This is a genomic window from Flagellimonas meridianipacifica, assembly GCF_003001695.1.
Taxonomy (GTDB): Bacteria; Bacteroidota; Bacteroidia; order Flavobacteriales; family Flavobacteriaceae; genus Flagellimonas; species Flagellimonas meridianipacifica.
The window spans coordinates 1691058-1710923 of the sequence record NZ_PVYX01000002.1; the positions used below are offsets into that span (position 1 = coordinate 1691058).

General features: G+C 39.3%; 18 protein-coding genes and 1 tRNA gene. 8 read left to right on the forward strand and 11 right to left on the reverse strand.

Translation table 11 applies throughout. The features are described 5' to 3' along the window. The first annotated feature begins 41 nt into the window (after positions 1-41). Positions 42-314 carry an HU family DNA-binding protein gene (locus tag CLV81_RS17770; RefSeq protein WP_106146913.1) on the forward strand — a complete coding sequence of 91 codons (273 nt, stop codon included), beginning with the start codon at positions 42-44 and terminating at the stop codon, positions 312-314. Positions 315-430: 116 nt separating this feature from the next. Continuing rightward, positions 431-991, forward strand: coding sequence for a YqgE/AlgH family protein (locus CLV81_RS17775; protein ID WP_106146915.1), 561 nt, complete (start codon positions 431-433; stop codon positions 989-991). Here CLV81_RS17775 and CLV81_RS17780 read toward each other — a convergent pair. Both CLV81_RS17780 and CLV81_RS17785 read right to left on the reverse strand, forming a co-directional pair. Continuing rightward, positions 984-1838 carry an aminotransferase class IV gene (locus CLV81_RS17780; protein WP_106146916.1) on the reverse strand — a complete coding sequence of 285 codons (855 nt, stop codon included), beginning with the start codon at positions 1836-1838 and terminating at the stop codon, positions 984-986. The two genes, CLV81_RS17775 and CLV81_RS17780, sit on opposite strands and share 8 nt — an antisense overlap. Positions 1839-1892: 54 nt before the next feature. After that, the gene (locus tag CLV81_RS17785; protein ID WP_106147700.1) at positions 1893-2276 is read right to left on the reverse strand and encodes an START-like domain-containing protein; all 384 of its coding nucleotides are present in this window, start codon (positions 2274-2276) and stop codon (positions 1893-1895) included. Between the two features lie 138 nt (positions 2277-2414). Between CLV81_RS17785 and CLV81_RS17790 the strand changes: the two genes are divergently transcribed. Both CLV81_RS17790 and CLV81_RS20620 read left to right on the forward strand, forming a co-directional pair. After that, positions 2415-2488 (forward strand) — tRNA-Met (locus tag CLV81_RS17790). A gap of 264 nt (positions 2489-2752) precedes the next feature. Continuing rightward, on the forward strand, positions 2753-2896 hold the full coding sequence (locus tag CLV81_RS20620; RefSeq protein ID WP_158259153.1) for a hypothetical protein: 144 nt from the start codon (positions 2753-2755) through the stop codon (positions 2894-2896). A 10-nt stretch (positions 2897-2906) separates the two neighbouring features. Here CLV81_RS20620 and CLV81_RS17795 read toward each other — a convergent pair whose 3' ends face one another. Genes CLV81_RS17795 through CLV81_RS17805 form a run of 3 tightly spaced genes read right to left on the reverse strand, consistent with a single transcriptional unit; the run spans position 2907 to position 6888 of the window. Next, positions 2907-5414 carry a TonB-dependent receptor gene (locus CLV81_RS17795; RefSeq protein WP_106146918.1) on the reverse strand — a complete coding sequence of 836 codons (2508 nt, stop codon included), beginning with the start codon at positions 5412-5414 and terminating at the stop codon, positions 2907-2909. Then, positions 5407-6315: a FecR family protein gene (locus CLV81_RS17800; RefSeq protein WP_106146920.1), complete on the reverse strand. Its 909-nt coding sequence runs from the start codon at positions 6313-6315 to the stop codon at positions 5407-5409. Before CLV81_RS17800 ends, CLV81_RS17795 begins: the two co-directional genes overlap by 8 nt. Positions 6316-6363: 48 nt before the next feature. Further along, on the reverse strand, positions 6364-6888 hold the full coding sequence (locus tag CLV81_RS17805; RefSeq protein ID WP_106146922.1) for an RNA polymerase sigma factor: 525 nt from the start codon (positions 6886-6888) through the stop codon (positions 6364-6366). 120 nt (positions 6889-7008) lie between these two features. Here CLV81_RS17805 and CLV81_RS17810 point away from each other — a divergent pair, with 120 nt between their 5' ends. Both CLV81_RS17810 and CLV81_RS17815 read left to right on the forward strand, forming a co-directional pair. Further along, on the forward strand, positions 7009-8130 hold the full coding sequence (locus CLV81_RS17810) for a lipocalin/fatty acid-binding family protein (RefSeq protein WP_106146923.1): 1122 nt from the start codon (positions 7009-7011) through the stop codon (positions 8128-8130). Positions 8131-8313: 183 nt separating this feature from the next. Further along, entirely contained in the window at positions 8314-8742 is a 429-nt protein-coding gene (locus CLV81_RS17815) for a LytR/AlgR family response regulator transcription factor (RefSeq protein ID WP_106146925.1), read from the forward strand. 153 nt (positions 8743-8895) lie between these two features. Here CLV81_RS17815 and CLV81_RS20690 read toward each other — a convergent pair whose 3' ends face one another. From CLV81_RS20690 to CLV81_RS17830, 4 genes are all read right to left on the reverse strand, one after another. Then, complete coding sequence (locus CLV81_RS20690; RefSeq protein ID WP_170068341.1) at positions 8896-9066, reverse strand: DUF6747 family protein; 171 nt, start codon at positions 9064-9066, stop codon at positions 8896-8898. A gap of 350 nt (positions 9067-9416) precedes the next feature. Then, complete coding sequence (locus tag CLV81_RS17820) at positions 9417-10745, reverse strand: dicarboxylate/amino acid:cation symporter (protein WP_106146927.1); 1329 nt, start codon at positions 10743-10745, stop codon at positions 9417-9419. Positions 10746-10910: 165 nt separating this feature from the next. Then, positions 10911-11378 (reverse strand): hypothetical protein, encoded by a 468-nt coding sequence (locus tag CLV81_RS17825; protein ID WP_211298021.1) that lies wholly within the window; start codon positions 11376-11378, stop codon positions 10911-10913. Between the two features lie 185 nt (positions 11379-11563). Next, positions 11564-13339 (reverse strand): MutS-related protein, encoded by a 1776-nt coding sequence (locus CLV81_RS17830; RefSeq protein WP_106146929.1) that lies wholly within the window; start codon positions 13337-13339, stop codon positions 11564-11566. A 117-nt stretch (positions 13340-13456) separates the two neighbouring features. Between CLV81_RS17830 and CLV81_RS17835 the strand changes: the two genes are divergently transcribed. Continuing rightward, entirely contained in the window at positions 13457-15373 is a 1917-nt protein-coding gene (locus CLV81_RS17835; RefSeq protein ID WP_106146930.1) for a DUF294 nucleotidyltransferase-like domain-containing protein, read from the forward strand. Positions 15374-15381: 8 nt separating this feature from the next. Next, positions 15382-16053, forward strand: a complete 672-nt coding sequence (locus tag CLV81_RS17840; RefSeq protein WP_106146932.1) for a 3'-5' exonuclease — start codon at positions 15382-15384, stop codon at positions 16051-16053. Here CLV81_RS17840 and acs read toward each other — a convergent pair. Further along, positions 16050-17957: an acetate--CoA ligase gene (gene acs, locus CLV81_RS17845; protein WP_106146934.1), complete on the reverse strand. Its 1908-nt coding sequence runs from the start codon at positions 17955-17957 to the stop codon at positions 16050-16052. The genes CLV81_RS17840 and acs overlap by 4 nt on opposite strands. Next, positions 17954-19861, reverse strand: coding sequence for an AMP-binding protein (locus CLV81_RS17850; RefSeq protein WP_106146935.1), 1908 nt, complete (start codon positions 19859-19861; stop codon positions 17954-17956). Before CLV81_RS17850 ends, acs begins: the two co-directional genes overlap by 4 nt. Between the last annotated feature and the right edge of the window lie 5 nt (positions 19862-19866).

The window sequence follows — 19866 nt, forward strand, 5'->3', positions numbered from 1 at the left end:
AGCATTAAACTTTTTTTAACAACAATTAATTTATTTCCGTTATGAACAAAACAGAATTAATCGATGCTATGGCAGCTGATGCAGGCATCACAAAAGCAGCAGCTAAAAAAGCATTGGAATCTTTCTTGGGAAATGTTGAGGGATCACTTAAAAAAGGAAACCGAGTTTCTTTGGTAGGTTTTGGTTCTTGGTCTGTTGATCACAGAAAAGCAAGAGACGGTAGAAATCCACAAACTGGACAAACTATCAAAATTGCTGCCAAGAATGTAGTGAAATTTAAAGCAGGAGCAGAATTGAGCTCTGCGGTAAACTAATCAATTTGTTTTAAAATATACGAAAGCACTTCTCTAAGAAGTGCTTTTTTTTTGGTGTGCATCGATTTTTGTTATTAACAAGAAAATATTACATTTAAAAGCGAGAACTTTTTATAATGGATTTTAATAAGCCTACAAAAGGAAAGTTGTTGGTTGCAGAACCCTCCCTAACTGGGGACGTTTCATTCAACCGGTCAGTGGTTTTGTTGGCAGAGCACAACCAAGAAGGTTCAGTTGGTTTTATCTTGAATAAACCCTTGGATTACAATATCTGTGACCTTATTTCCGAAATTACCATTCCCTTTAAGGTGTTTAATGGTGGACCTGTGGAACAGGATAATCTATATTTTATACATAAAGTACCTCATTTGATAGATAATAGCATTGAAATCTCGGATGGCATATTTTGGGGTGGTGATTTTGAGAAGACGGTAGAGCTTATCAATAACAAAACTATTTCCGAGCAGGATATACGTTTCTTTTTAGGGTATTCCGGTTGGGCATCTTGCCAGTTGGATGAAGAACTCCATTCAAATTCATGGGTGGTACTTCAGAACGATTATCAAAGCGCCATTCTTGAAAAACCCTCTGGTGCTTTTTGGAAAGAAAAGATGGTGGAGCTTGGCGGGGACTATCTTATTTGGTCCAATGCCCCTGAAAATCCTACGCTTAACTAGTCAACTCCAGTCTAGCTTTAGCATTTAATTTTCCTAACAGATTCCTTGCGACCGTATTTGTATACGTCTTTTTTCTGTACTTAGTAATAGGAATGATTCCGCTAATACTATTGGTAACGAAAAACTCATCCGCTTTTTGAAGTTCAAATGGAGAAATTGAAGTTTCCGATAACTCAAACTCTTCGCTTGCCTCAATAATTTCCATGATTTTCTTACGAATAATACCATTTAAACACCCATCCTCCAAGGGAGCGGTCTTTATTGTATTTCCATGGACCAGGAAAACATTTCCATTTACCGCCTCTATTACTTGTTTGTCCGTGTTTAACAAGATGCAATTGTCATATCCATTCTCTTTGGCATAAACCCCGGCCAAAACATTCAACAACTTGTTTGTAGTCTTCAGTTGGGAAAGTAGGTCCTTGTTCACATAGTAATCTTTGAACAATTCCACTTCGTAAACCTCATCCCTTAAGGTGTAGAATGGAGCGCTTAATTGGCTTGCTTCAATTGTATAAGAAATAGAATTATTATCCGGAGTATAGAGGCCTCCTTCGTTGCGGGCAACGGTAAACCTTACCCGAGCCAAACCTTCATCAAGATTATTTTTTTGGGCCGTGTTTAAGATTTCTTCCTGAAGATGCTCCAAGGTAAAATTCATGGGAATCTCCATCCGCAACATCCGCATGGAAGCCATTAAACGAAAGTAATGGTCTTCCCAAAAGAAAATATCACCATTAACCACACGAAGCGTTTCAAATACCCCATCGCCATACTTATACCCTCTGTTACCGTGAGTGAAAATGGGTTCATCTGAGGAAAAAAAATGTCCGTTGTAATTGACCATAAAAAAAGTCCCTTTTTGAGAGGGACCAAAGATACGTTACAATTCTATTTTTGCCTATTTGGAACCAAGTACCTGTTTTAGGTCAGAAACTTGATTTTCCCATAACATCTTGGCTTCGTCCACTTCATCCTCTTCGGCAAAGTCCGTAATGAAAAGAGAAACATCTTTAGTGATTTCATCTACTATAATTCGCATCTCGAAAAAGCTGTCATCTTCATTCTCTTCCCAAGAGAACTTCACGAATTCATCACTTTTTCGCTTCAGCATTTTAGCATTTTCCTCAGTTCCATCCCAAATGAATGTGAAGCGTTCACTGCGGGAATTTACATTGTCCGCGTACCACTCGGATAGCCCGGATGGTGTGGAAATGTATTGGTACAGCAACTGGGGGGAAGCCTGTATGACGAACTCAAGTTCAAATTTAATTTTATCGCTCATTCTTATGCTTTGTTTTTTCCTTTTAACACTGGATATAATTGGGTAAGATATAAAAATAAATATCAAATAATAAATTAATATGGTTTTTTGATTCGGGAAAAATTAAACTCTATATTTGCACCCGCTTTATAGCACCATGGCGAGGTAGCTCAGGTGGTTAGAGCGCAGGATTCATAACCCTGAGGTCGGGAGTTCAAGTCTCCCTCTCGCTACAAAAATTAAGGCTTTCAAGAAATTGGAAGCCTTATTATTTTTTTGGGTGCTACTTACAATGTCAGATTCAAAGAATTTTCTTTTTCCTGTTTTCAATTGGCACATTCATCAATCATTGATTAATAAAGTACCAAACAACCTTGTGCTAAAAAAAATCTGTTTTTAACACTGTCAATGCCTTACCTTAGTCTTAAAAGATGAACCCCTTTCAGGAATTTTTATAAGTCAGTTGTTATATATATGTAACTAAACTGCAAAAAGTGATGAAAAAGTCCCTATCTACCGACATCTCAAGAATTGAAGAGAACAAAAAAATCCAAAAAATGTTTGACGTTTACAACAAAGAAGTCATAGCCATTGTGATTTTTTTTGTGATTCAATTTGTTCTTTGGTTTTCTATGATTTGAATGCTAAACTTCAAAAAATCACTCTTACTGAAACATTAGGTGTAATCCCAAGAGAACTTTGCTGAAATTCCTGTGCCTCTCCCAACATATTGGGTCGGTAAAAGCTGTTTATCGTATTGTCTTGGTCAAGTACATTCCATATAGCCATCCCTAATTGAACGGTTTTGTTTTCCCTCCAGTTAAATTCATATTTTCCTGAAATGTCCAATCGCAGATAGTCATTAAGACGGTCATTATTTGCGTCGGCATAGTTGATTTCACCATCAGCAATGGGATTGTCTGAAACAGGCCTTGTTACGGGTTTACCTGTACGCCAGTTCAATCCAGCGGCAATAAGTAGTCCACCAATATTGTAATTCGTGCCTATGGATAACGCATGGGTAATATCAAAATTACTGGGAAAACGGGTCTCTGGAAGTTGGGCAAAAAAATACTCGCTATCTAAAAAAGAATAACTCAGCCATATACTGTTTTTCCCAAGTTGTCTACGTAGTAACAGGTCCAGTCCGAATGCATCATAGGAACCTAAGGTTCTTACAAATTCGTACCTATCTTGGAAACCTTGACTCTGTGTTGTAATTCCATCCACGTTTTTGTAAAAAGAAACGGCATTTACCAACCAACCCATTTTATTAAATCCAAGTCCAACAGAGCCTTGTTTGCTCGTAATGACCGGAATGGATTCGTTATTGGAGAGTTGCCACCTACGTTTTTCTATGCCCAAAAAGTCATTTTGAAAGTTTATTACCTGCGAGGTACTTTGATGTTTGAACTCCCCCAATACTTCAAGATCAAAATGCTCCCAGAAAGAATGGCTAAAATTAAGTCGGGGTTCCCAAATTTGTTTTTTAAAATCATCAAGATAATTGAAGCGAATTCCTGCCGTCAACTGTGTGGCCGAGTTTTTGGAAGAAAGCCCCAATTCTGTAAAAATGGCATGAACACGCAGAACTTCACCCTCCAAACGAAGAAAACGAGGGTCGTCCACATCATCTAGATTGGTAACTTTAGTCTCTACGAAATGATATCCGCTTGTCCAGTTCATCCTTGGGGTTAGCACATTCAGAGCCTTCAATCTGATGCCTGTTTCCGAAACTTTGTTTTCCTGAAGAAAACGCTGGTCCAGCAGAATATTGGCGTTTTTTGCCTTTAATGCATAATCTGTATTATAAATCTCAATTTGTGTTCTTAACTTTTCGTTCCAGTTTCGCCGATAGTTGATTCCCGCAGCAATCGTAGTTTGTTCCAAATTGCTTTCCCTTGCCTGCTCTGCTCCTGATATTTGCGCCACCTCGTTAAAAATTACCTCGTTGGCTGTATGGATAAAATTGATTCTGAAACGGTCCTTTTCCGTAGGTTGATATAAGAGGCGGAATGAAGCATCGTAAAAATCAAAAGCTATGTCCGAATTGGTCACTGCTGTTGTATTCTGCTCAATTTCTGTGTCTTGGGAAATACGATCAAAATACTGTGAATAGGTTGGTGTTTCCACAAAATCGCTGATAGATTTTCGTGCGGCGACTTGCAAAGAGGCCTTTTTCCCCAATGGCGCATCCAAAGAACCATTAGCATCAATAAGGTTTATCCCTATACCGCCTTTTAAGCCTGTATTAAGGTACTCATCGGTCTCCATGGCAATAGTTCCCGAAACACCGTCGGTCATGGCTGCGCTACTTCCATTTTTCCGAAGCTGCACTTTTTGGGTAATATGAGGGTTATACATGGAAATCAGGCCAAAAAAGTGTCCGGATTGGTACATTTTTATTCCGTCCCAAGTAATTAGATTTTGGTCATGGCTCCCCCCTCTAATGTTGATATTGGATACGGTTTCATCAATACTTTGTATACCTGGTAGCGCTTGTATGGAAAACAATACATCGTCCTCAACAAGTCCGGGGAGAATACTGAACCTATCAAAATCTAGCTCAACCGTTCCATCGTCTAGCTTATCAATTCCTCTTACCAGATAATCATAAACAGTAACTTCCGCAAGCTTTTCCTGATAGGGAACCAAGTACAAAGTGATGCATTCAGAGGTGTTAAAATAGCGGACTTCCCTTTTCAAGGGTTTATAGCCAATATGCCTAATGTGTATAATATCATCTTCTTTTAGTCCATCAATCTCAAAATACCCTTGATCATCTGCAATAATACCTTCCGAGCCTTTTTGCAGAGCCACATAAGGAAGTACATCGCCTGTGTCCTTGTCCTTTAGATGACCACAGATGCGCAATTTTTTTCTTTTGACTGAAATGATTTTATCAGATACAAAAACAAAGCTGAGATTGATATTCGAGTTTAAATATGCAATTGATTTCTGAAGGTCTAACGAAGTATCTGGTGCAACAATATTTACATCATCCACCAACTTCGAGGCATAATTGAATTGCACCCCAAAACGTTCTTGCAACGTTTCTAAAATAATGGTCAGAGGTTGGTTGGTCTCTGTCTGGGCGACGATATTTATGCTATGAAGTGATAGGACTAAAAAAACTAGAACGAGTAGTCTTTCATTCACGCCCTGTAAAACGTACCGTGTTGGGCTTTAGTATTTGATAGTGTAAATCAAGAGGTTCACTTACAGACATAAGAGCTGTATTCAAATCGTCATGTAAGAAAATACCCGTAAAAAGTTGATTTGTATCAATATTCTCAAAGATTATGCTCACTTGGTATTGCCTTTCCAATTCTGCAAATACTTCAGAAACAGGGACGCGTTTAAAATAGCTCTTATTCTTGGTCCACTGAGGCTCCTCATAACTGTTTTTTCCGGTAGCCATTTCACCATCGAACAATCTGAAGTTATCTCCTGCTTGGAGTATTTGGGTATGCTCATCGGTGACAACACGAACGGTACCTTCAAAACAGGCAACTTCAAAAAAGGAACCTCGTTGTTTTACATTGAATTCGGTACCTAGAACACTAACTGTACCTTCTGAGGTGACTACATCGAACTTCGCTCCTTTGGCCACATCAAAAAAGGCCTCCCCTTCCAGCTTGATTTCCCTTTGTGTGTCCCATTTGTTTTCATCATAACTAATTTCAGAGAGGGCATTGAGTACTACCTGAGAAGCATCCGCTAGTTCTATAGTAGTTTTTTGAGCTGCGAGTGTCTGCACCTCTGTAGGGTTACTGAACAAAAAGAAATAGGAAAGTCCAAAAAGAATCACGGCCACACTGGCAATGCGCAGCATAGGTTTAATCCCTTGAAGTTTTCTCACTTTAGGGTCTGTTGTAATCAACCGCGCCTTAAATGTTTCAAAGTCATCTATTTTAGAGAAATTGGACGCCTTGAATTGAGCTGCATCATCAATGATACCCTTATAAAAAGGTGCATCTTCAAGAGCGTCGAAAGCTTTGCTTTCCTCAACGGAAAGGTCCTCTAAAAGCCACTTTTGTATCAAGGTTTCTTGTTCCATAACTTCAAATCTTTGTGTATATAACAACCAAGCATCAATTTCTCCTGATTATTTTATCTTAAAATTTTCCAATTCCTTTTTTAACTGGTCAAAAGCTGAGTAAATACGGTACTCTACAACCTTTCGCGTAACACCCAATAATTGTGCGATTTCTTCGTGTTTTTTACCTTCTACCTTATTCAACATAAAGGCAACACGTTGTTCTTCGGACAATCTGGAAAGCGCTTTTTGATACTTTTTATAGTACTCTTCCTTTTCTAGAAGAAATTCTGGGTTTTCATTGGTATGTTCCTTTGGAGATTTGCTTTGGTATTTTAATACTACTTTTTGATGTTTTACCTCGTTGAGCATTAAATTATTGGCCACGGTATACAGAAAAGACTTGGCCTTGTCTAAGGTAATTTTCTTACAATTTTCCCAAAGCTTGGCAAAAGCGTCTTGCGCCTTGTCACTTGGATTTAACTTTTCTCCATATTTATAATAAAGAAAATCGTGGAGGTTTTGGGCGTGTTTGCTGTAAATACTGGCAAACAAGGTGTCATCACAGATGTTCTCGTGCAGGTTTTTCTTCAATTAAGTTGGTTTTTTGGTCGCTCAAAAGTTAAAAAAACTTTTTTATAAAAACTTTTCAGGAGTTTTTCCCGTTTGGTTGTTTCATAGGTAAACACCTAATTTTTTAGAAACCTCGCGAACATGAAAAACAGTATAAAATTTTTAGGCCTTTTACTCCTTACAGTGGGGTTGTTAAATGTTTCTTGTAGAGAAGAAGAATTTGAGTCAATAGGAAACGATTCAGACCAAAGTATTTTGCCAAATTCAAATGTGGCAAACCTTCTGGTTAGAACTTCCATGAAGGATGGTTCTGATGATAATATATTAGATCATGCCAGTTGTTTTTCCATTGCACTTCCGGTAACCGTTATTGCCAATGGTACTGAAATCACCGTAGAAAAAGAAGAAGACCTTGATGAAATTGAAATCATTTTTGAAGAGAGCGATGAGGATACGGATACTTTAGAAATTGTTTTCCCTGTAACTATAATATTTTCCGATTACACAGAAGCAGAAGTTTCAAATGCGGAAGAACTGGAGGATTTTGCCAATACATGTCCTGACGAAAATGAAGAGGATGAAGATATAGAATGTGTTGATATTGTTTACCCCATAAATGTTTCCGTTTTTAATCAGACCACTGAACTGTTTGATACCATATCCTTGGAGGATGACAAAATGCTTTATGATTTCATAAATGATTTGGATGAGGACGATATTGTAAACATAGAATTCCCGATTGTTTTGGTATTAACCGATGATACAGAACTGGAAGCTTCCAACCTTGAAGAACTTGAAGACATTATTGAAAGTGTCATAGATGACTGTGATGAGGATGATGACAACGATTTTGACGATGATAATTGTGACAACTGTACGGTTGAACAACTACAAGCTGCTTTTGCTGAATGTACGGACTTTGGTGTGAATAAGTTCAACCTTAATGGAAACAACCTAAAAAGCCAATACGATGATCTTTCGTTTAACTTTCAAGCAGATGGTTCGGTAACGGCAACTTCCGATACCGAAAACTTTGCTGGAACTTGGTCAGCCAATGGATCAGGGAACGATATTACCGTTATGATAAACATTACCGGTTTGGATGATTTCAATTTGCAATGGACCCTGAATAGAATTTTAGATACTCCAGGAGTGACCATGATAACGCTTGTTGAAGGCGACGGAAATATACTTCGTTTTAAAGATGCCTGTACCAATGGAAACGGAAATGGTAATGGTAATGGTAATGGTAATGGAAACTAAATTCCATGCATAAGACACACTAAACCAATCCAAACATATTGGATAAACACAGTTAGCCCCCTATTTGAAAGGTATTTCATTTAGGGGGTTTTCCGTTAATCGAAAATTATTTCCTTTCATCGGTTTCAATCAGGAAGTCTTTCCCCAAGCTTGTTTTACTTGTGCAAACCAAACTAACGTAACATGACTTTAACCGCTATTGTAATTGATGATTCGCCCCTTCAGCAATTCGCTACATGTAAACTGATTAATAATAACCCCAATTTAAAACTAACTGCATCCTTTAATGATCCTAAAGTTGGGCTTGAAGCTGTAAACCGTTTTTGTCCTGATGTAGTATTTCTAGATGTTGAAATGCCTGGTTTAAATGGCTTTGAGTTCCTTGAAAATCTCAACCATGATTGCCAGGTAATTTTGAACTCCACACGTTCCCAATTTGCACTCACCGCTTTCCAATACAATCAAGTAAAGGATTACTTGACCAAACCTATGGCAAGGCCTCGTTTTGAAAAGTCAATCGAACGAGTCATCAAAAATAAATGTGCCAAACAAAAGATAGAAAAACCACATACGGTTCCTGTATATCATGAAAGGTTAAGGGAGGCGAGTTAAACAAGGTTTGACTTCTATCCAAAGAATGCGAAAACAAAAAATCACCCATCTTCAAATTGGTTTGAAGATGGGTGATTTAAATAAATATATCGGTCAATTTAGCTAGGTACAAAAATCTCTGGCCCTAAACTAATGACCAGCGTTTGAAAATATCTAGTCCCAGGCAAATCCGGTAAACAATCGATAGCAGAAAGCATATAGCACCATTGCAAGTAGTGCAGTACAGGTCCAAAAATATAGCTTGAATCCATTTCTCAAAACTCTATGTCCAAGATTCATGAATGCTTCTTTGTAGATTCTTTTTGCAAGTAAAATTTGATTCATCTGTGTAAGTATTATGTTCACTTCGAAAATAGAACAAGGGTACGAACCAAACATTGATTCTTTGACAATGCATCCATAAACATCGGTAAAGTGCTGAATAATTGATGATTTAGGTGCAGTATCTAAAAAAAGAGGTGTTTTAACCAATAGATAAGCTGTTGGATATTCCCGATATAATTTGCATGGTATTGATTTAGAATATGATTTTTTGATAAAACTGAATCATGGTTCAAACCGAGACAAATCACAAAATGTATTCGGTAGTTTTGAACACCTTGAGAAAAAAATTGACTGCTTTTGTGTGTTTTAACCTAGATGAGTAGCTAGCAAACCAAACCTTATAATTAGCTTTAACTTTGGCTGGTCAGGGTTTCATCTTCCTGTTTGTTTCCATAGTATCGATTAAAGACCAAACAAGCGGTTAAATCCCCGGTCACGTTGACCGATGTTCTGAACATTCCCAGAATACGGTCTATTCCAATGACGACCAAAAGACCCTCTACCGGTATCCCGGCGCTTTCCAATACTGATGCAAGAATTATCACCCCACCTCCTGGAATGGCTGGGGTTCCGATAGATGCAGCTACTACAGTGAAAGTAATCAATAAAAGGTTCATCACGGATAAATCTATCCCATATGCCTGTGCCATGAACAAGGTAGTAACACATTGAAAAAGAGCCGTACCGTCCATGTTTATTGTAGCTCCAATGGGTATAACAAAATCACTGATGTTAGAGGATACTCCCAACTTTTCATCAACAGTTTTCATGGACAATGGCATTACAGCTGCGGAACTGGCTGTAGAAAAAGCCAGTAACTGAGGTTCTCTGATTTCCCTTAGGTATTTTAATGGAGGTATATCGGTTATTACAGTCACCAGTATCAAATAAAACAGTAATAAGAATATTAATCCCAGAATTACCACCCCCATATAATAGCCCAATCCTATGAATATTTCTATACCTGTTCTAGACAACAAGGCGGCAATTAAACCGAATACGGCATAAGGTACTAGCATCATCGCCCAAGAAACCACTATCATACATATTTTTTGAATGGCTTCCGAAAACTGAATTATGGGTCTCGCTGTTTTATCCTGAAGTTGGGTTACGGCGACACCTATGAGTATTGTGAAAATTACAACCCCCAACATTTCCCCGGTCAAAATAGACTCAAGCGGGTTGTTTGGAATAAGGTTTGAGATGGCTTTTGGAATATTTTCCATAAGATTGGTTTGCTCAATGGGTATCTCATTCACATCATTGGTACTGGAAAATCCGCCAAGCGAAAAAATGTATTGACCAGGTTTCAAAACGAGGGTTACTGCGAGGCCTATCAGTATGGCAACGGAAGTGGTGAAAATGAAATACAACAGGAGTCTAAGGCCGAAAGATTTAAGATTACCCGCTGTATTGCTCACTATACCCGTAAGTATCGAAGTAAATACCAGAGGTATCATAATCATTTGGACCAATCGCATGAACAACTGCCCTGGCAAGTCAAGCCATTCTGCTAGTCGTGAACTAAAATTCTCCGAAAACAGTCCTGTTGATGGGTTGAGAAGAATTCCCAAACCCGCTCCCAATACCAAACCGATTACTACCTTGAGCCATAATTGTCCCTTTACTAGACGTTCTAAATAAACAGATAAGTAATTCAAAGGCCTGAACTCAATCATAGTGTCCCCAATCTTTACTTTGGATGGATAATACTTTTATCAACAGAACTGGAAAAATGACAACAATTGGCTGTTGGAGACATGCAGTTTGGTCAACATAGTACCGCTTTGAACGAACCAAAGCCACTTGAGCATTTCCTCAGTTTTTGTGTACTTCAAAAATATTCAATAATAGGGATAGTAATTTGTGTTAGGCACTTCAACCTTGTACTCCGACTGAAGAAAAGTGACCAAATCAATAAGTTCTTGTACGGTCATGACATAATTATAATTATCCATCTTTAAATCACCTTCTTCGGTCACGGCTATTTTTTTATATCTGGGAGCGATTTTGTGCGAAGGGTTTATCACTGAAGTTACCAGTTCGCCATAGGTCTTCTTGGAGGATACTTCTCCACCCAGAAGTATATTGAGGCTATCACTGCCTCCTTTCCATGCAATCCCTGAAATACTATGACAACTATTGCAAGCCAACCTTTCATAGGTTAACTTCCCTTGTTCAATATCACCCTCAGGTAATGCAAATCCACGCGACTCATTATCACAACTGCTCATGAGCAGTCCACCACACGCTAAGATGAATAACATTAAATAATTTGAAGGGGTCCGGAAGGTCTTTTTCTTAAGGTACATAGGCTGTTATTTTTAGTAAATGATTTAATCCATCACTATTGGATAAAAACAAACATAATCACTAAAAAAGAGGAAGAAAATGACCTACGTCAGCAGGTAATTCTGTTAAAGGAAAAACATCCCAAAACACTATCTAAAAAAAAATCAGGGTTTTCGTGTTGAGCCTTTTTGGTATGGTAATTAAATCATTCCACTATTTTCATCTTTTTCAACAAAAAAGAAGCGTTCATATTCTTGCATACCCCTTCTTTTAACTGGTAATCAAAATGTAACTCGTCATCCTTGATTTCAGTCTCGAAAAAGTAGTTCTTCACCTCTTTTAAACTACTGGCTATCTCACATAGACTTAAGTCATGGGTAGCTATGATACCCGGAACTCCTCTTTCTACAAGGCGTTCAATGAGTCTTTTGGAGCCCTGCGCCTTATCCACGCTATTGGTACCTTTCAGAATTTCGTCCAATATTACTAGATAGGTATCCTGTTCCAATTGCTCCATAATAAACTGCAGTCTTGTGAGCTCAGAAAAGAAATAAGAACTCTGGTCCGCCAAAGAATCTGTAGTGCGCATGCTGGTAATCAACTTAATCGGAACGTAAGCGCTTTCTTCTGCACAAACAGGCAATCCCAAATTTGACATGAGAACATACAAAGAAGCTGTTCGTAAAAAGGTACTTTTTCCTGCCATATTTGCTCCTGTTACCACAAAAAAGTCATCTTTTCCAAGTCGTAAATCACTGTTGATTCTTTTTTCAGTTTCAATCAATGGATGACCTAGAGATTTAGCTTGAATCAAGTAATCAGTATCTTTTTCAATTGTTGGAAAGGTAAACTCAGAATGGTTAAAAGCAAATGTCCCGAAGGAATTATAGGCATCAAAAAAAGCTATCGTCGCAAACCACTGACCTACCAAATGATTATACTTAACAATCCACTGCTCAATTTGATACGCTGATTGTAAATCCCAAAGAAAAAATCCATTGCCCAGTAGTGCCACAAAAACATTGTTCCGATTATCAAATCTATCCATAGCGTTTGAAAATCGCTTAAAGATGATTGATGCCTTTTCTTGACCTGACTCTATCTTCTTTCTCTCGGTCAGCAGCAAATCGGTTCTAAAATTCTGATTTTCAATTTCCTGTAGCAAAAGTGAATATTGTTCAATCGTATCCTTTACCTTACTGGTCTTTGCATTTAGCTCATTGTTCCGCTTAAGAAAGAATCCTGAAAAAACAAGTCCCAGCAAAAACCAAATTCCCAAAAACCACCAATTCACTATTTTAAGAACTACAAGCGTAAAAAAGACAACTGATATAAATCCAAAGATGGCGGGTACCCTTTTTAATTTGTCTGGTATAAAGGGAACATAGGTTTGCAACCAGTTAATAATGGTTTTCGAGCTCAGTTCTGTTTTGGTTAATCTTCCCAAGGCCGTATATCTTTGAACCCATTTCGGCATTGTAGATAGCTCTTGAATCGCCTCCTGCTTCCTATGAATATTATCAATGGAATTGGACAAAAGCATATTGCACAGATAATCGGTACCTTTCTTCAGTCCTGTTCGGTTTGCATATTGAAAGAACGAGCCCCTGCCAAACAAATCAATATCTGAACTAAAAAAATGCGAAGGTTCTTCAAAAACCTTTCCATCAAAGCGGTCCAAATAATTCCCTTTTAGAACCTCTATTTCTTCTTCATTTATTCTTTTGAGCTCCTTGTTGAGTTCAAATATGGTTCTCTTATCCGCATGCGATCGTAGCAAGAAGAGAAACAATCCTGCGCCAAAAACAAATGAAGTCCACATCCATATTGCATTCTTGGAAAATAGATAGAGTAAAGCGCAAGTTCCAACAAAAACCAATAGGCGCATCAGGCTTATCTGGGTAAGCACTTGCTTTTGTTTTACAAGTGTATCCTTGAGCTTTGCTATTTCATTCTCATAAAATGGTCTTGGGTCTTTCATTCAATAGAAATTGAAAATACGTATTGGATTTCAAGCAGGCCGCTAAGATAGTGGTATATCCCAATTCAAAGTTTGAAAATTTCCCAAGATATCGCCAATAGAATTACCTTTATAATTATGAAGAACACTATTTCTGAACGTATTGCGGATTTTCTCAAAGCTTTCCCACCATTTTCCAATTTGTTTAAAAAGGAACTTGAATCACTTTCGGAAGAAGTTACCATAATATATAAGGAGAAAAACAGCTTTGTGTTTACCGTGGATGAGTCCGCTCACCATCAATTTTATGTGGTGCATAAAGGGGCAATTGCCCTTTGGGATAAGGATGAGAAAACCGTTCTAGATATTTGTGATGAGGGTGATATTTTTGGACTTAGACCTTTAATGGCCAATGAGAATTACCGACTAACGGCCAAAAGTGAGGAAGAAACAATACTCTACGCCATCCCTATTGAAAAATTCCGACCTTACATTAAAGAAAACAGAAGAGTAGCGGACTTCCTGGTGGAGAGCTTTGCATCCAATACCCGAAATCCTTATGACAAGACCAATAGGGGGCAATTGTTGGGTGATGCCTTCCAATCCAATTCCAAAAACAACACTCCCCTATTTGACCTGCAACTTGTCGATTTTTCAAAAAAAATAGTCTCATCCACCGAGCAAACTTCAATTAAATCCATTGCAGATAAAATGACCTCGCATGGGATTGGAGCCATGCTTATCGAAAAAGAAGGATTGCCTATCGGTATAATCACGGACAAAGATTTAAGAAACAAAATTGCCACAGGTGATTATTCCATTACTGCAAAAGCCAAAAGCATTATGTCCTCCCCGGTAATCACCTACCCTACCAAGCTTACAATAACACAGGCACAAATGGCCATGATGAAAAGCAATATCAGTCATTTGGTTTTGACTGAAGATGGTACGGTGCACAGCAAAGCGGTTGGAATTTTATCTAAACACGATATTATGCTGTCCCTAGGGAATAATCCGGCCGTGTTGGTAAAAGCAATTAAAAGGACCAACAAAGCCGAAGAGATTAAACCTCTAAGGAATGGCGTGATGAATCTATTGAGAGGATATCTAGAACAGAATATCCCCCTCACCTTAACGTCCAAAATCATATCCGAGCTAAATGATGCCTGCATCAAAAGAGTTGTGGAATTATCCCTGGAACGCATGGATTCAGGCCCGCCTGTGAAATTTGCATGGTTGGCCATGGGAAGTCAGGGAAGAAGCGAACAACTATTGCACACAGACCAGGATAATGCCTTGCTTTTTGAGGATGTACCTGATTCCAAGTTTGATAAAACTAGGGACTATTTTCTAAAATTGGCCAGATTTATTACCATGGGACTCAATACCATTGGATATGAATACTGCCCCGCCGATATGATGGGGTCTAACCCAAAATGGTGCAACAGTTTATCAGGTTTTAAAAAAATGACCTCCAAATGGATTACCAACCCTGGGCCGGACGAAGTACTGCTCTCTTCCATTTTCTTTGATTACAATCGAACCTACGGTGATAAGGAATTGGTTTCCAAACTGTCCCATCACATATTTGATACAGTAGAGCAGTATCCCATATTTCTCACTCATCTTGCCAGTGGAGCCTTAATGAATCCTTCACCATCTGGATTTTTTAGGGAATTTTTGGTAGAGCAAGATGGCGTTCACAAAGACTTTTTTGATTTGAAACAACGTGCCCTAATGCCCTTGGTAGATGCCGCAAGGGTACTCATCCTTTCGAAGAACATCCCAGATATAAGCAATACCTGGGAGCGTTATGAAAAAATGGCGGAACTGGAACCTAGCAACAGAGAGTTGTTCCTGGCCTGTAGCTATGCCACAAAGGCTTTGCTTCGCTTTAGGACCAAACAGGGGTTGGCGAATAACGATTCTGGTAGGTACATTAACTTGGAGCAATTGACCAAGGAAGAAAAAATGAAATTGAAACGGACCTTTAAAACCATTAAACAGATTCAAGAAGTGCTGAACGTTCGTTTTATGGTCTCAAGAATACGATAACTCTATCCATGGCATCTAAAAAAGAGGACCTACCTGAATTTTGGAAGACCTATGAAGCTTCATTCGAGAAGAAGCTTCCAGAGGGTATAGCCGAAACTGTTTTTGTTGTTTTGGATACAGAAACTACAGGTTTTAGTCTTAAAAACGACCGCATGCTTAGCATTGGTGCACTTCGGTTGATAAATGGCTCCATCCCTGCAAAAGATGCCTTTGAAGTGTTTTTGAAACAGACCACTTTCGATGCAAAAACCGTTGAAATCCATGGAATCTTGAAAAAAGGAAAAGTGAAACGGATTGAAGAACTGGAGGGACTAAAAATCTTATTGAAACTTCTTGAAAACAATGCGGTGATAGTGGCTCATCATGTTGGTTTTGATGTCGGGATGATAAACCAAGCACTTGTACGCCATGGAATGCCTAAACTATTGAATAAAACACTGGATACTGCAGTACTGTTTAATAGAAGTTTGCCTAGAGCAAAACGTAAAACCGATGGGCATTACAGTTTGGATGTTCTTTGTGAAGAATTCAACATTCCAAAAACCGACCGGCATACGGCTTTGGGAGATGCCTATATAACTGCAATAGCTTTCTTAAGAATTATGGATACTTTAAAACCCGTCTCCCTTGAACAATTACTCAAAAGAGACAGGTTTTGGGAATTCTGGAAGTCCTTCTAAAGGGCCTCCTCCATTATTTCCTCCACTACTTCTGGATTCAGCAAAGTGGATGTATCACCAAGGTTTCCTGTGTCTTTGGATGCAATTTTCCGCAGAATTCGTCTCATTATCTTACCGCTTCGAGTTTTCGGTAGCCCAGAGGTAAATTGAATCTTATCCAATTTCGCAATAGGTCCAATATGTTCTGTGATTACCTGATTTATCTCTTTGCGCAAATTGTCTCTATCCCTGGATTCACCGGTTTCTTTCAAAGTCACGTATCCATAGAGGGCATTCCCCTTTATGTCATGAGGGAATCCTACAATTGCCGATTCAGCTACCGCAGGATGTTCATTAATGGCATCTTCAATTGGAGCCGTTCCCAAATTATGTCCTGAAACTATGATTACATCATCCACGCGGCCTGTGATTCGATAATACCCGACCTCATCGCGCAGGGCACCATCTCCTGTAAAATATTTATTCTCAAAAGCAGAAAAATAGGTGTCCTTATATCTTTGATGATTTCCCCAAATGGAACGTGCCATGGAAGGCCAAGGATACTTAATACAAAGTCGGCCATCAGCAGGGTTTCCTTTTATTTCCGCACCTTTTTCATCCATAAGAGCAGGTTGTACACCTGGTAGTGGAAGCGTGGCATAGGTCGGTTTAGTAGGTGTTGAAAATGGAACTGGAGAAATCAAAATTCCGCCTGTCTCAGTTTGCCACCAAGTATCCACTATAGGACACTGCTTCTCCCCGACGTGGTCGTTATACCAGTGCCAAGCTTCCTCGTTAATGGGTTCACCTACCGTACCCAAAACCTTCAAACTGGATAAATCATATTTTTTGATAAAGTCCAGGTTTTCTTTGGCCAGAGCCCTTATAGCAGTCGGTGCCGTGTAAAACTGGGTGATCTTATGCTTCTGTACGATTTCCCAGAAGCGGCCAAAATCAGGATAGGAAGGTACCCCCTCAAACATTACGGTGGTAGCCCCATTGGCCAATGGTCCGTAAATAATGTATGAATGTCCCGTAATCCATCCAATATCCGCTGTACACCAATAGATGTCGTTCTCCCGATATTGGAAAACGTTTTTAAACGTGTAAGCAGTATAAATCATATACCCCCCTGTGGTGTGAAGCATCCCTTTGGGCTTGCCCGTAGAACCTGAAGTATATAAAATAAACAAAGGGTCTTCTGCATCCATTACTTCAGGTGGAAAATCGCCATAAGCGCCTTCCAACAGTGGAGCCAGCCATTCATCACGGCCTGCTTTCATGTCTATTTTAGAATCAATACGCTTTGCTACCAAAACTGTTTCAACGTCAGGACAATCATTCAATGCTTCATCTACAATTCCCTTCAAATCGATAGTCTTTTTACCGCGATACGAACCGTCGGAAGTAATCACCATTTTAGCTCCACAATCATTGATTCGTGTTGACAGGGCTGTCGAGGAAAAACCGGCAAAGACTACGGAGTGAATTGCCCCTATTCTCGCACAGGCAAGCACCGAAACTGCAAGTTCTGGAATCATGGGAAGATAAATAACTACCCTATCCCCTTTTTTGATACCTTTTTCACTGAGCACATTGGCCATTCTACATACTCTACCATGAAGGTCTTTGTATGTGATATTTTCTGCTTCCTCATTTGGGTCGTTGGGTTCAAAGAGTATCGCTGTTTTTTCGCCCCGAATGCGCAAATGTCGGTCAATACAGTTTTCGGTAATGTTCAATTGTGCCCCTTGAAACCATTTGATTTCAGGTTTACTAAAATCCCACTCCAAGACTTTGTCCCATTTTTTCCGCCAAACGAAGTGCTCTTCTGCAACTTCTTCCCAAAAATTTTCTGGGTCACGAACGGACTTTCGATATACTTGAAAATATTCTTCAAGATGTTTTATGTGATAATTACTCATATGGTTTGTTTTTTAGGTTTTCCAATGTTTCTAGCACTGTATGCTTGTTTAATTTCGTCAATAATGGCCACATCATCTATGGTAGATGGAATGGGATATTCTGATTTGTCCGCAATATTTCGAAGCAGCTTTCTCAAGATTTTCCCTGATCGAGTTTTTGGCAATCGGTTCACCACCAATAGTTCTTTAAAGGAAGCCACAGCACCAATATCTCGGCGTACATTGTGTATTACCTCCTTTTCCAGTTTCTGGGAAGTGATATCCGTTCCCGACTTGAGAACCGCTAGGCCTAAGGGTCTCTGACCTTTTAAATCGCAATGAATTCCAAAAACGGCGCATTCCGCAATTGCCGGATGTGAAGCCACAATTTCCTCCATTTCAGCTGTTGAAAGTCGATGGCCCGCTACGTTTATTATATCATCTACCCTACCCGTAATGAATACATATCCTTCTTCATCTTTATATCCTCCATCACCAGAAAAATAATATCCTGGGAATTTTTCGAGGTATCCGGAAACAAATCGTTTGGTGTTTTGCCATACATCCAACAAACAACCGGGAGGTAGTGGTAACTTCACCAATACATAACCTTCTTCATTGGTGCCGCAAAGGTTACCATCCTCTCCCATTATCTGAATATTGTATCCGTGAACGGGAAATCCGGCCGAACCAGGTTTTATCGGTTGAAGTTCAACTCCCACCATATTGGCCAACATGGGCCAACCGGATTCCGTTTGCCACCAGTGGTCAATAACGGGTATGCCCAGTTTCTCTTGGGTCCATTCCAAAGTAGCTACATCGCATCGTTCCCCTGCCAAAAATTGATATTCCAGACAACTCAAGTCATATTTTTTGAGCAAAAGCCCATCAGGGTCTTCCTTTTTTATGGCCCGTATGGCCGTAGGTGCCGTAAACATTACCTTGACCTTATATTCAGAAATCACTCTCCAAAAGGTTGATGCATCTGGGGTCTTGATAGGTTTACCTTCAAAAAGCACAGTGCTGTTTCGGTTTAGAAGCGGAGCATACGCAATATAGCTGTGCCCTACCACCCAACCTACATCACTTGCCGCCCAATACACATCGCCCTCCTCAATTCCATACACATATTTCATAGATGCTTTGAGCGCTGTGGCATATCCACCAGTATCCCTTACTATTCCTTTGGGAGTTCCCGTAGTGCCCGAGGTATATAAAATGTAGAGGGGATGTGTGGATTTCACCTGCACGGGTTCTGCAGGTTCTGATTCTTTCACCAACGTATCATAATCCACATCATAGTTCATTTTTGGAATGTGTACCCCTAACTTTCTGTCGAATATAACCACGCGTTCCGTTTTATGCTTTGCCAGGGCGATAGCTTCATCTACAAATGGCTTGTAGGGAATAATTTTTTCGATTTCAATCCCATTTGAAGCAGTGATGATAACTTTTGGCTTACAATCATCTATTCGAATAGCGAGTTCATGCGGCGCGAATCCTCCAAAAACCACTGAATGTATTAGGCCCAAACGGGCACAGGCAAGCATGGCATAAACGGCTTGTGGAATCATGGGCATATAGATAATGGCCGTATCACCTTTTTCCAACCCCAAATGCTTTAAACCTCCTGCAAGTTTTGATACCTCATCCCTAAGTTGCATATAGGTAATGTTGGCTTTGACATTGGTTACTGGAGAGTCATAATAAATAGCCACTTGGTCTCCAAAGCCCGCTTCAATATGCCTGTCTATGCAGAGATAACTCATGTTCAATTCCCCATCCGAAAACCACTCGTTTCCGCCATTTGGAGCATCCTTCAATATTTCCGTTGGAAAACGGTTCCAAGCCAAAGCCTGGGCTTGTTCCTTCCAAAAATCCTCTGGATTTCGGATACTTTCTGAATAAAAATCGTTGTACTTCATGCTGA